This window comes from Bacillus sp. SIMBA_074 (genome assembly GCF_046534555.1).
GTDB lineage: Bacteria > Bacillota > Bacilli > Bacillales > Bacillaceae_G > Bacillus_A > Bacillus_A mycoides.
Map to the genome: position 1 here is coordinate 126513 of NZ_JAWRYM010000001.1, position 13258 is coordinate 139770.

The 13258-nt window shown below is 36.3% G+C and carries 13 protein-coding genes; 3 read left to right on the plus strand and 10 right to left on the minus strand.

Annotated features, from left to right (window positions below; translation table 11 throughout):
- Positions 1 to 130: 130 nt before the first annotated feature.
- From SB773_RS00625 to SB773_RS00640, 4 genes are all read right to left on the minus strand, one after another.
- Complete coding sequence (locus SB773_RS00625; RefSeq protein WP_002086280.1) at positions 131 to 1456, minus strand: bifunctional S-methyl-5'-thioadenosine deaminase/S-adenosylhomocysteine deaminase; 1326 nt, start codon at positions 1454 to 1456, stop codon at positions 131 to 133.
- Between the two features lie 53 nt (positions 1457 to 1509).
- Positions 1510 to 1869, minus strand: a complete 360-nt coding sequence (locus tag SB773_RS00630) for a YunG family protein (protein ID WP_002086281.1) — start codon at positions 1867 to 1869, stop codon at positions 1510 to 1512.
- Positions 1870 to 1991: 122 nt separating this feature from the next.
- Positions 1992 to 2597 (minus strand): pentapeptide repeat-containing protein, encoded by a 606-nt coding sequence (locus tag SB773_RS00635; protein WP_003188583.1) that lies wholly within the window; start codon positions 2595 to 2597, stop codon positions 1992 to 1994.
- 56 nt (positions 2598 to 2653) lie between these two features.
- Entirely contained in the window at positions 2654 to 3577 is a 924-nt protein-coding gene (locus SB773_RS00640) for an alpha/beta fold hydrolase (protein ID WP_098636097.1), read from the minus strand.
- 209 nt (positions 3578 to 3786) lie between these two features.
- Here SB773_RS00640 and SB773_RS00645 point away from each other — a divergent pair, with 209 nt between their 5' ends.
- Positions 3787 to 4548, plus strand: coding sequence for a DODA-type extradiol aromatic ring-opening family dioxygenase (locus SB773_RS00645; RefSeq protein WP_410588135.1), 762 nt, complete (start codon positions 3787 to 3789; stop codon positions 4546 to 4548).
- A gap of 55 nt (positions 4549 to 4603) precedes the next feature.
- On the opposite strand, the gene SB773_RS00650 is transcribed toward SB773_RS00645, so the two are convergent.
- From SB773_RS00650 to SB773_RS00660, 3 genes are all read right to left on the minus strand, one after another.
- Positions 4604 to 5818 (minus strand): multidrug efflux MFS transporter, encoded by a 1215-nt coding sequence (locus SB773_RS00650; protein ID WP_002086285.1) that lies wholly within the window; start codon positions 5816 to 5818, stop codon positions 4604 to 4606.
- Positions 5819 to 5934: 116 nt separating this feature from the next.
- The gene (locus tag SB773_RS00655; RefSeq protein ID WP_002126793.1) at positions 5935 to 6801 is read right to left on the minus strand and encodes a GNAT family N-acetyltransferase; all 867 of its coding nucleotides are present in this window, start codon (positions 6799 to 6801) and stop codon (positions 5935 to 5937) included.
- 14 nt (positions 6802 to 6815) lie between these two features.
- A complete protein-coding gene (locus SB773_RS00660) occupies positions 6816 to 7535 on the minus strand; it encodes a DUF554 domain-containing protein (protein WP_410588137.1) in 720 nt (239 codons plus the stop codon).
- 213 nt (positions 7536 to 7748) lie between these two features.
- On the opposite strand from SB773_RS00660, the gene SB773_RS00665 reads away from it, so the two are divergent.
- Both SB773_RS00665 and SB773_RS00670 read left to right on the plus strand, forming a co-directional pair.
- Positions 7749 to 8852, plus strand: a complete 1104-nt coding sequence (locus SB773_RS00665; RefSeq protein WP_002126792.1) for a CapA family protein — start codon at positions 7749 to 7751, stop codon at positions 8850 to 8852.
- Positions 8853 to 8904: 52 nt separating this feature from the next.
- Positions 8905 to 9132: a hypothetical protein gene (locus tag SB773_RS00670; RefSeq protein ID WP_012260734.1), complete on the plus strand. Its 228-nt coding sequence runs from the start codon at positions 8905 to 8907 to the stop codon at positions 9130 to 9132.
- 99 nt (positions 9133 to 9231) lie between these two features.
- Here SB773_RS00670 and ilvA read toward each other — a convergent pair whose 3' ends face one another.
- From ilvA to ilvC, 3 genes are read right to left on the minus strand one after another with little or no spacing between them, the layout of a single operon-like run.
- A complete protein-coding gene (gene ilvA / locus SB773_RS00675; RefSeq protein ID WP_002012149.1) occupies positions 9232 to 10494 on the minus strand; it encodes a threonine ammonia-lyase IlvA in 1263 nt (420 codons plus the stop codon).
- A 32-nt stretch (positions 10495 to 10526) separates the two neighbouring features.
- Positions 10527 to 12200, minus strand: coding sequence for a dihydroxy-acid dehydratase (ilvD, locus tag SB773_RS00680; protein ID WP_002012150.1), 1674 nt, complete (start codon positions 12198 to 12200; stop codon positions 10527 to 10529).
- Between the two features lie 46 nt (positions 12201 to 12246).
- On the minus strand, positions 12247 to 13254 hold the full coding sequence (ilvC, locus tag SB773_RS00685) for a ketol-acid reductoisomerase (protein WP_002126790.1): 1008 nt from the start codon (positions 13252 to 13254) through the stop codon (positions 12247 to 12249).
- Positions 13255 to 13258 lie beyond the last annotated feature (4 nt).

Here is a 13258-nt window from a genome sequence, read left to right on the forward strand (position 1 = left end):
ATTATAAAGCGTTATATATTATAGCAGAAATACTAACAGAAAGATGCGACATTCTTTTGAATATTTATTCGTTCAAGAAAAAAGCTATCCTTTTAAAAAAGGATAGCTTTCTCAACTGATATATAATTACCTATCTTTGTAAACCTCGTTTATAACGACTTGCTTCAAATATAATACGCTCTTCATCTAATGTTTTACATTCACCATTCCAAACGACACGTTTACCATTAATAATTACATCGCTTATATCTTTTCCACTAGCTGCATACACAAGATGTGATAACACTTCATCTGCCGGTTGTAAATGCGGCTTATTAGATGGGTCAATCGTAATAAAATCAGCACACTTTCCAACCTCAAGTGAGCCCGTTTGTTTCATCCCGATTACTTCAGCAGCTCCTTTAGTCGCAAGTGTAAGAGCTGTTTCAACTGGTAACGCTGTTGCATCTTGATGAATACCTTTTTGTAATAATGTTGCAATGCGCATTTCTTCAAACATATCTAAATTGTTGTTAGACGCCACACTATCTGTTGCAATTCCTACTTTTATTCCTGCTTCTAGCATCGCTTTTACATTCGCTATACCAGAACCTAGTTTTAAATTACTATTTGGGTTATGAGCTACTCGAACATCATGTTCTGCTAAAAATGCACGCTCATTTTCATTTAATACTACACCGTGTGCAATAACTGTTGGGCGTTTAAACAATCCGCAACTTGCTGCATATTCTACTGGACGCTTCCCATACTGTGCTTCAATATCACGTACTTCACGCTCTGTTTCAGAAAGATGAATATGAACCATCGTTTGATTTTCTACTGCAATACGAGCACACTCTTCTAACAGTTCTGTGGAACATGTATATGGACTATGTGGTGCAACCATCGTAGTTAACATACCACTTTCGTTATAGTAACGCTTCACATATTTCTCAGCTTCTTCAATTGCTTTCTTTTCATCGTCTTTCGTTCCGAAGCTAAATAAAGTTCTTGAAACAGCAGCACGCATTCCACTCCTTGATACCGTTTCCATAATTGCATCTTGGTCTACTCCAATAGGATTAAACATATCAGAGAATGATGTTGTACCACTTTTCACCATTTCAAGTAATCCTAATTCCGTGCTAGCGACCGCAAGCTCTGGCGTAAACTGACTTTCAAGTGGCCAAATTCTCGTCTCAAGCCATGGCTGCAATAACATATCATCTCCGATACCTCTCAAAAGGCTCATAACAACATGTGTATGTGTATTGACAAGCCCTGGTAAAACCCACTTTCCTTTCATGTCAATTACTTCATCTACTTCAAAATCGTTAGCGAATTCTCCGCTATTTATATCTATAATTTGATCATTTTCTACAATGATATATCCATTTTCTATCACTTCATTTTGTTCATTCATCGTTGCAATTGTAGCGTTTACATAAGTTGTTTTCAAAAGTATTTCCCCTTTCAACTCTATGAAGTTCCCTTTAATTAGTTACCACCATTATAGTAACTTATTGAAGATTAAGAGTCAAAAGATAATTTTAATTCTTTCGTTGTCTTTTCCTTCAAAATGCTATATTGTTTTTCATTTGTATCTGCAAATGCTTCTTCACGGCTCGACTTCATGTCCATATAGTTTAATGTTTCATGAAATTGGGTCCTAGTAAAATCATACCTTTTCCCATCTACTTTATTGTAGAAATGCCATACTTCACCTATCTTCGTCTTTATTATCTCTCCCCCGCACAATTCTTGGACAATAAGGGCCGTTACACCACATTGTCCCTTTGCTGGGCTTTCGCTCGTCCACTTAGAACTCGTTTCTATTGACCAAGATTTTCTTAATGCTTCATATAGTTGTTTAATCTTTATGCTATCCATATTCAGCATCTCCTGACATTAGCAATTTCACACATCATATTATAAAAGCGGTAAAAGGCAATTTTTAAAAATCATTACTATTTGTAACACCGTTCAATATATTGAACGGTGTTACAAATGATTTAATTCACCTTTGCTCCATAACATCTCGCAACTACAACCGCCTGCGCTATATCTAATTTCACGTTTTTTAAATCAAAAGCTTTAAAATCAACTCTATCAACTACAGCTCCTCTTAAATCCGCCCCACTAAGTTTCACCTTACCTAATTGTGCGCCCGTTAAATCCGCTTCACGCAAATCTGCTTTTTCTAAATTACATTCATATAGGTCAGCTTCAATTAAACGAATACCCTTTAACATTTGTTTACTTAAGTTCGCAAACCTTAAATTCGTATATGACCAATCGCCTGATATAATTGTTATTCCGTCTAAATTCGCCTCTTCGAAATCCGAACCAGTCATTTTACATTCTTCAAACTTAGATACAAATAAATTCGCACCAAAAAACCTACAATTAGCAAACGTAGTTCCTTGATGGATAGAAGCATTAAAAAGAGTACCAGTAAAATCACATTCTATGAAATTACAATTTTTAGTAAAAACTTCTGATGCATCTATCCCTCTAAAACGGCATTTTATGAAGGTACAATTTTTCAATTCCTCGTCTTTTATCCAGATATCTTGAAAATCTATTTCTACATATTCTTTATTTACAAATTCACTCATAATCAATCCTCCAATTTTTCAAAAAACCTCACTTCAGCATGAAGTGAGGTTTCTTCTTATACAATATGCTCATCTAACCATGAAATCAAATCTTGAAATACATCTTCTCTATTCACTTCATGGAACATTTCATGTCTACCATTTTCATATAAACGAAGTGTTACATCTTTCACACCACATTTTTTATAGTTTTCGTATACTTCTTTTACACCTTTCCCCATATCCCCAACAGGATCACGATCACCAGAGAATATATGTATTGGAAGATTTTTTGGTGTCTTCTTGTATTCTTCTATTTTATTTACTTCTAGAACTCCATGAAACAATTCTCGGTAAAAACTAGTCGTGCAAATGAATCCACATAACGGATCCGCAATATACTTATCAACTTGATGAATATCTGAAGATAACCAATCAAATTTCGTACGATTTGGCTTAAAGTGTGAGTTGAAGTTTCCGAAAGATAAGAAGTTCAGCATCGGACTTTTCGTTTTCTTTCCGCGAAGTTTCATCTCAATTGTCGCTACTTTATGACCGATACTTCCTAAAAGCCCTGGATTTCCACCAGTTCCTGAAATAAGGAATCCATCATATAATTCACCTTTAAATTGTACAGCACGTCTTGATAAAAAAGAACCCATACTATGTCCAAGTAAAAATAACGGGCATGTCTGCTCTTCTTTTATCATTTCCGAAACAAAGATAACATCAGACACAGCCTGATTCCAACCTACATTTGGTTCAAAATGACCATAGTCTTCTTCTCTTTTTACTGTTTTTCCATGCCCCTTATGATCATGAGCATAAACACCATATCCTGCTTCTAATAAGGCATCAATAAATTCTGTATAAACACCTGCATGTTCTGTCATACCATGTGCAATTTGAACAATTCCCCGCGGATTTCCTTCTGGTAACCATTTACGCAAGTAAATTTCCGATTTATCCAATGCCGTAACGAAATTTTCCTGTATGCTCATTCCGACAGCCTCCAAATCTATTATGTATATCTTTTTTTATAATGAATAAACATTCATTATTCTTATTATGTATTATATGCAATTGCTTTCATTATGACAAATGATCTATTTTTCCGATTACATATTAAACTATTATCTTGACGAATTTAAAATAAAATTATATAGTTACTTACATAAAGTAATTAATATATTTTTAGGAGGTTTTAATCATGATGCCCTCACTATTTTTAGCACATGGATCACCTATGCTTGCTATTCAAGATACAGACTATACACGCTTTTTAAAGACACTTGGAGCAACATATAAACCGAAAGCTATTGTTATTTTTACCGCTCACTGGGAAAGTGAAGTATTAACGATCTCCTCTTCAGATGAAGTATATGAAACAATTTATGACTTTGGAGGTTTTCCTCCTGAGTTATACGAAATCAAATATCATGCGAAAGGCTCTTCTAGCATTGCGTCTATGCTAGAAACAAAATTTAAAAACAAAGGCATTCCAGTCCATCATAATATGCCGAGAGGTTTAGATCATGGCTCATGGACACTCCTGCATCGTATGTACCCAGAAGCCAATATTCCTGTCGTACAAATATCAGTAAATCCATTCCTTCCTGCAAAAGAACAATTTGAAATTGGAGAAGCACTAAAAGGACTTGGACAAGAAGATATTTTAGTAATCGGCAGCGGAGTTACTGTTCATAATTTACGAGCATTAAAATGGAATGAAACAACTCCGGAACAATGGGCGATTGAATTTGATGATTGGATTATAAATCATATGCATACTAGCGATAAAGATGCATTGTTTAACTGGGAAAGAAATGCTCCTCATGCACAATTAGCTGTACCAAGAGCGGAACATTTTGTTCCTCTATTTATCGCGATGGGTAGTGGTGAGAACGACGGTACGGTCATTCACCGTGGCTACGAGCTTGGTACATTAAGTTATCTTTGCCTTCAATTTTAATGAAAAAGGATGAAGCAATATTGCTTCATCCTTTTTCTGTTTTTCATTCACATAGTTAACTAACTTCCAAATGTCGTTTCTCTGATACCTCTTCGTTCTTACTATGAAAATAAACCCAAATGCACGCAATAAATAATAGTGATGATGTAGAGAAGAAAACATATTGGAAGCCTGCATGAGCTGCAATTTGTCCACCAAGTACTGGCCCAATCATATTTCCTAAAAACTGAAACGATTGATTATATCCAAATATTCGTCCCGTTACATGGGTTGGCGTATGTTGTTTTAGTAGAGTTTGTACGGAAGGTAATAGTCCTGCTTGTGCAATACCTAATAAAAAGCGAAGAATTAATAGTTGCCAAGCTGAGGTTACAAATGCTTGCGGAATAAAAATAATTCCTGCAGCAAACAACGCTACAACTAACGTTTTTTGAGGTCCAATATGATCTGATAATCTTCCTAGCTTAGGAGCTGCTAAAATAACTGCTAATCCTGTCGCAGACATGACTGCACCTGCAAGCATTTCAATATGATCTGTTCCTGGTCCTGCCAAATGCTTTACGTACAACGTAATAATAGGTTGAATCGACATATTTGCAAGCTGAATAATAAACGTTGCTACAAATAAACTTATTATTAAATGTTTTGCAGGGACCATCGTCCATACTTTTTTCGGCTGTGCCTTTTTTTCTTTAGCAGAATGTTTCTCCTCATGTAAGAAGAAAAAGACGATAAGAAAGGACAGGAATAAGAAAGCTCCTGTAACTAGAAAAACATGGCGCATTCCGATTAACTCTGACAAATAACCTCCGAGTATCGGCCCAAGTAATGAACCGCTCACGCCTCCAGTTGAGATTGTAGAAATTGCCCAACCTGAATGTTCTTGCGGAGTTTCTGCAGCAATAAGTGTCATCGCTGTAGAAAGGAAACCTGATACCGATCCCATTAAAAACCGAAGTGCGACTAATTGATACACATCTGTCACAAACCCCATAAGCGTCATAATTATCGCCATACCAAGGCTCGCACGTATAAGCATCAATTTCCGACCATGTATATCACCAAGCTTGCCCCATATTGGTGATACGATCGCACCCATTAAAAATGTCACACCAAATGCAAGTCCCGACCACTGTGCAATACTAGAAGTGCCGGTCACCCCTAATTCCTCAATATAAAAAGATAAAAAAGGAATTACTAAACTCATACCGGCTGCAGTGGTAAAACAACCTAGCCAACAAATCATTAAATTTCGTTTCCAGCTGGCCATTTTTACACCTTCTTTCATTCGATACCCATTCTACACCGTTTTCTAGAAAAAGTTTAGTAATTTGCTTTATACATAATAAAACTCTATCCCTTTGCATTCTTTGCAAAGGGATAGAGTTAATTATCTCCTATGGGTATTAAACGTGCATTACAGCATCGCTCGTAAAACTCAATCGGACCTGCTTGTCCTATAATTGCATACTCATATCCGCTTTTCTTCATGTTATATAAACAATGATTCAATAACGTCTTCCCAACACCGTTCACACGATTATGTTTCGCTGTACCCATCGGGCCAAACAACCCTTTCTTTCCTCTCACAACATCGTAACAAGCGAAACCAATGATTTCTCCTCCTTGTTCAGCAATAAAAATAGGTAACTCTTCTTTATATGTCCGAAATCCATAATCTAAAGATTTTAACCAACGCTCACCAAATTCATCCTTAACAAAACGTGCCAACTTTTCAAAATCAGAAGAGATCGCTTTTCTAATATTACAGCTTAAACTATTACAAATAGGATCAAATATTGTTAATGCAACCGTCAAGTCTCTTGGTTCAGATGTAATTTGCAATAGATCTTTTTTCATCTTTTCACTTATAACCTTATCAATAACTGTATCCCCTTGAAAAATTGCATATAAAACATGCCCTTCATTTATTACTATTTGCTGAAAACGTTCCATCCGTTTCTTCGCTACTTTTAAAACTTCTATCGTCTTATTTGAAACTTTAAACTCCCCAACATTTATGTATTCTATTTCATTTGCATAATATTGTTGGAGTAACGATATCTTTGCTAAAAAATCCATACCCACCGTGTGAAATAAATACATATGTAACTCCGCGCAAACTCCAGTACCTTCCTTACAAGCTCCTATAAATAGATGAACTGGATGGATAATACCTTTACTACACTCAGCCTCTTCTGCTGCAATCTCCAATATTTTATATGCACGTTTTGTAAATTGGAATTCCATCATCTATATCCCTTCCCCTAATGACTTATTATCAAACCATAACCGTATATAATAGAAACAATTACTCCAACCATTAATATGCCTGGAAGTAAATTTGCCACTTTAATTTTAATAAATCCAAGTAAGTTTAATCCGATTGCGAATATCATAATACCGCCAGTAGCCGTCATTTCCACTATAAATTGATTCATTAATTCTTTTGGAACAAAACTATTAATTTGTGTTGCAAAAACTGCAATACCTCCCTCATATAAAATCACTGGAATCGCTGAAAATACTACGCCAATTCCTAGAGTTGTCGTTAATATAATAGAAATGAATCCATCGATAATCGCCTTTGTAAATAAAATATCATGATTTCCGCGAATCCCACTGTCCAATGCACCAAGTATCCCCATCGCTCCGATTGCAAAAATAAGCGTGGCTGTTACAAAGCCTTCTGATATGCTCCCTTTCCCTTTCGATCCAACTTTATTTTCTAGCCAATCCCCTAACAGTTTTAACCTTTCTTCTAATTGTAGCCATTCTCCGATTACCGTACCAATACCTAAACTTAGTATGACAACAAGAAAATTTTCACTTTTTAATGCCATTTGAAGTCCAAGTACAGTAACCGCTAAACCAATTGCATGCATAATTGTTCCCTTCATACTTTCTGGAATCGCACTAAATAATTTACCAAGTAAAGTACCAAATATAATACAAATCCCATTTACAACTGCTCCTAATATAACCATTTCTCATTCTTCACCCTTCGAATTCTTTATTTCTATATTTTGGTTTATACATTGATTTACAGGTTACCTATATGTTAACGTAATATTGTGAATATTAACAAACGTTTTTCACTACATAACCCGCTATTTTTTTGTAACTATACAAAGACCGATTGCCTTTAGTAGATTCATTGTTAATCTAATTGCGGGATAAACTCAAAAGGGAAGGTATTTATGAAAACTTTACTAAAACGATTTCTGTTAATAGCCTTTTTCATTACACCAATTGTTTTATTAATCAACTACTCTTTTATTTCAAAAGCGAAAGACAAACCTGATATGCAAAACAAATCTAGTAAAACAGCTTCAAAAAGCGAAAAGAAAACCGAAGACCCTGAAATCACACTCACCTTCTCTGGTGATACAATGTTCGATTGGCAATTACGTCCCGTAATCGAAAAAAATGGGGCTGATTATCCATTCCAACACGTAAAAGAAGAAATAACGAAAGCTGATATTTCTTTTGTTAATTTAGAGTCAGCATTTACAACGAGAGAAAAAAAAGTACCTGGGCAACAATTTTGGATTAAAAGTGATCCATCCACACTACAAGCCATTAAAAACACCGGATATGACATCGTGAACATTGGCAATAACCATACGCTTGATTATGGGCAAGATGGACTACTAGACACCATTTCTCACGTCGAAAAATTAAAACTACCTTACACTGGAGCCGGAAAAAATGCTGAAGATGCTTATACTGCTCGTGAACTAACTGTAAAAGGAAAAAAGTTTAAATTTCTTTCCTTTGTACGCTTTATGCCCAACTTTAATTGGGTAGCTGGTGACAATAAACCCGGCGTTGCAAACGGATATGACCTAGATCTTGTAACAAAAACGATTCAAGAGCAAAAGAAAGATGCTGATTATGTAATCGTCTATATGCATTGGGGCGTCGAAAAATCTAATCGCCCAATAGAATACCAGAAACAATATGTTCCGAAAATGGTAGAGGCGGGTGCTGATGCAATCGTTGGAAGTCACCCGCATTGGTTACAAGGATTTGAGTATTACAATAAAGTTCCTATCGCATACTCGTTAGGAAACTTTTTATTCCCGAATTATGTAAATGGAAAGAGTGCCGAAACAGGCGTATTAACTTTAACCTTTAAAGGTAAGGATGTCCAAATGTCATTCAATCCTTACATCATTCGCAACAACCAAGTTTCTCCTGTAAATGAAGAAGAAAAGAAAAAAGCACTGCAATATTTACAAACGGTTTCAACTGATGTAGAAATTGATGACACTGGGAAAATAATAAACAAACGCAACTAAACAGCACGAGATTCATTTCTCTGTAACATACATTACGGGATAGGTGATGAATATGCTGAAAAACTTATTAGAAAATATAAGTCTGTTAGAAAACGTGTATAAAATATCTATAGCGATCCTGCTTTTATGTTCATTTTTTTCTGTTAGACTTCTAAGAAAAATAAAGCGAGAGAGAAAACTTACTCCCTTTGAATTTACAATGTATGTAATCATTCGTATTGCAATACTTTTTTGGTTAACTAGCTTTATCCTTCTTGAATATGGAGCGTATTTCGTTTAACTTTCAAAGAATAAAAAAGATAGAACAAGCAGGATTTCCCTCCGCTTGTATCTACCTTTTTTATTTCAAGTAGAATTGTATGTTAACTCTTTTCTTTTATTAAATAAGTAAATCAAACAGCACAGGATTTTTATTAAGCTCCACGAATTGAATGTTATTTTCTTGAAAACGAGTAATTAAAGCTTCATAGTCTTCCTTATGCTTTAATTCTACCCCCACTAAAGCTGGACCATTTTCTTTATTATGTTTCTTAATATACTCAAAGCGAGTAATATCATCTTCCGGTCCTAATCCTTTATCAAGAAACTCTCGTAGTGCTCCTGAACGTTGCGGAAATTCAATGATGAAATAGTGCTTTAATCCTTCATGAATAAGGGATCGTTCTTTCATTTCTTGCATTCTATCAATATCATTATTTCCACCACTTAACGTGCATACAACTGTTTTTCCCTTTATTTCATCTCTGTATAGATCAAGTGCCGCAATAGAAAGCGCACCAGCTGGCTCTGCTACAATCGCATTTTTCTTATACAGTTCTAAAATCGTTGTACAAACCTTTCCCTCCGGTACTAAAACAATATCATCAATTACATCTTTACATGTTTCAAAAGTTAACTTTCCTACCTTCTTAACAGCTGCTCCATCAACAAAACTATCAATCTTTTCTAATGCAACATTTTCATTTTGAAGAAAAGCTTCTTTCATAGATGCAGCTCCCATCGGTTCTACACCGATTACCTTTGTAGTAGGACTAACCCCCTTTACATATGTACCAATACCAGATGCTAATCCACCACCGCCAATTGCTGTAAATATATAATCAACTGGTTTCTCCATATCATGCATAATTTCAACAGCGACTGTTCCTTGACCAGCAACGACATACGGATCATCAAACGGATGTACAAATGTCATCCTATTTTCTACACAATAGCGCTGCGCCTCTTGGAAAGAACTATCAAATGTATCACCAACTAATACAATGTCTGCGAAATCACCACCGAAAAATTCAACTTGTGATACTTTTTGCTTAGGTGTCGTTGTCGGCATGAAAATCTTTGACGGAATCTTCAATAAATTACACGTATAAGCAACTCCTTGTGCATGATTACCAGCACTTGCACAAACAACACCATTTTGTAACTTTTCTTTCGGTAAACTTTGAATTAAATTATACGCACCACGAATTTTGAAAGAACGAATAACTTGTAAATCTTCTCGCTTAACATATACGTCACATTCATATTTCTCAGATAAAACTGAATCTCGTTGTAACGGTGTTTTAATAACGATATCTTTCATGCAATTATGAGCCATTAAGATATCTTCAATTTTCACTCTCTCCTTTACATTTTGCACCATTTTATATCATCCTTATCTCTTTTTATATTGGCTCAATCAAAATTCGGGATTTTCAGAACTGCACCTGTATTCGCCGATGTTACCATTTGTGCATAACGTCCAAGCCACCCAGTTTTCACTTTTGGTTCTGGTCGTTTCCACCCTTTTTTACGCTTCTCTAATTCCTCATCACTAACTCTCACTTCTAACAAGCGTTCCTCAACATCAATACATACAATATCTCCTTGTTCAAGAAGTGCAATCGTTCCGCCAGCTGCTGCTTCTGGTGAAATATGCCCTACCGAAATACCACGTGAAGCACCAGAGAAGCGACCATCAGTTAAAAGTGCAACATCTGCTCCTAATCCCATACCAGCAATTGCTGATGTTGGTGCTAACATTTCCGGCATACCAGGTCCGCCTCTTGGTCCTTCATAGCGAATAACAACTACATCTCCTTTCTTAACTTTCCCAAGCATAATGCCGGCAAGCGCCTCATCTTGTGAATTAAAAATAACGCAAGGTCCTTCAAATCGTTTTACTTCTGTTGCTCCGCTTTTAATAACCGCTCCGTCTTTCGCAAGGTTTCCTTTTAATATACGTAATCCTCCTTCTTCACTATGAGGATTTTCTAGAGAATGAATAACTTCCTTATCTTGAATCTCTGCATGAGCAATGTTTTCTCTTAATGTTTGCCCAGTAGCAGTTATACGATCAAGGTGAAGTACCCCTTCTTTTCGGCTCATCTCTTTCAAAATTGCACTAATCCCGCCTGCGCGATCGATATCTTCCATATGCCAATTAGAAGCTGGACTTACTTTACATAAATGCGGTACACGCCTTGAAACTGCATCAATGCGGTTCATATCGTAATCTAACCCCGCCTCTTGTGCGAGTGCTAACGTGTGTAATACTGTATTCGTTGATCCACCCATCGCCATATCAAGTGCAAACGCATCATCAATTGCTTCTTCTGTTACAATGTCGCGTGGTTTAATATCTCTTTCAATTAAAATTTTTAATTTTTCTGCTGCTTGTTTAATTAACTCCTCACGTCTTGGATCAATCGCTAAAATACTCCCGTTACCAGGAAGAGCTAAACCTAACACTTCACATAAACAGTTCATAGAGTTCGCTGTAAACATACCGGAACAAGAACCACAAGATGGACAGCCATGATCTTCAATATCCTTTAATTCTTCTTCTGAAATTTTCCCAGATTGATAGGCTCCTACCCCTTCAAAAACAGAACTTAAATCGACAACTTCCCCTTTAGATGTTTTCCCCGCTGCCATCGGACCACCTGAAACGAAAACAGTTGGAATGTTTATTCGAAGTGCAGCCATCATCATACCTGGTGTAATTTTGTCACAGTTTGGAATACAAATCATTCCGTCAAACCAGTGTGCATTTACAACTGTTTCTACTGAATCTGCAATGATTTCACGACTCGGAAGCGAATAACGCATACCGATATGACCCATCGCAATACCGTCATCTACTCCAATTGTATTAAATTCAAATGGAACCATGCCTGCTGCACGTACTGCTTCTTTAACAAGTTTCCCAAACTCATTTAAGTGCTTATGACCTGGAATAATTTCAATAAAAGAATTACAAATTGCTATGAATGGTTTATCAAAATCTTCATCTTTTAAACCAGTTGCTTTTAATAAACTACGATGCGGAGCTTTATCAAAACCTTTTTTAATCATGTCACTTCTCATCTTGTCAAATCCCTTCTTACATATTTTTCACTTATACTCTATTAATCTATTTCTTTACTAATTCTTTCGGTGCATGAATCCAGCTCATCATTTCACGAAGCTCTGCTCCTACTTTTTCTAGCTGATGATTTTGTTCTGCTTTTTTCATCGCACTATACGTTGGACGCCCTGCTTGATTTTCTAAAATCCATTTCTTCGCAAATTCACCTTGCTGAATTTCTGTAAGAACACGTTTCATTTCCTTCTTCGTTTCATCTGTAACAATTCTCGATCCTGTTACATAATCTCCAAACTCTGCCGTATCTGAAATAGAATGACGCATACTCGTTAATCCGCCTTCGTACATTAAATCAACAATTAACTTTAATTCATGCAAACATTCAAAGTATGCAATTTCAGGACGATATCCACCTTCCGTTAACGTTTCAAAACCAGCTTTCACAAGTGCTGTTACTCCTCCGCAAAGTACTGCTTGCTCACCGAATAAGTCTGTCTCTGTTTCTTCTTGGAATGTCGTTTCAATTACACCTGCACGTGTACAACCTACACCTTTTGCATACGCTAGTGCTACACTTAATGCTGTTCCCGTTGCATCTTGATGCACTGCGACTAATGCTGGGACACCATTTCCTTCTTGGAATACACGGCGAACGAGATGACCTGGACTTTTCGGCGCGACCATCGCTACATCTACGTAACTTGGCGGATTAATTTGTCCGAAGTGAATATTAAAACCATGTGAGAAAAGTAACATTTGTCCTTCACGAAGATTCTCTTCTACTTCTGTTTTATATACATACGCTTGTTGTTCATCCGGCAATAACATTTGTACAACTTGTGCGGTTCGAACCGCTTCTGAAACAGACATTACTTCAAATCCATCAGCTTTTGCTACTTCATATGACTTACCAGGACGAACACCAACTACAACTTCCACACCAGAATCTCGTAAATTTTGTGCTTGTGCATGACCTTGAGATCCATATCCGACTACCGCAACTGTTTTCCCTTTTAATAGCTCTAAATTTGCATCTTTCTCATAATAAGTTTTCATATTC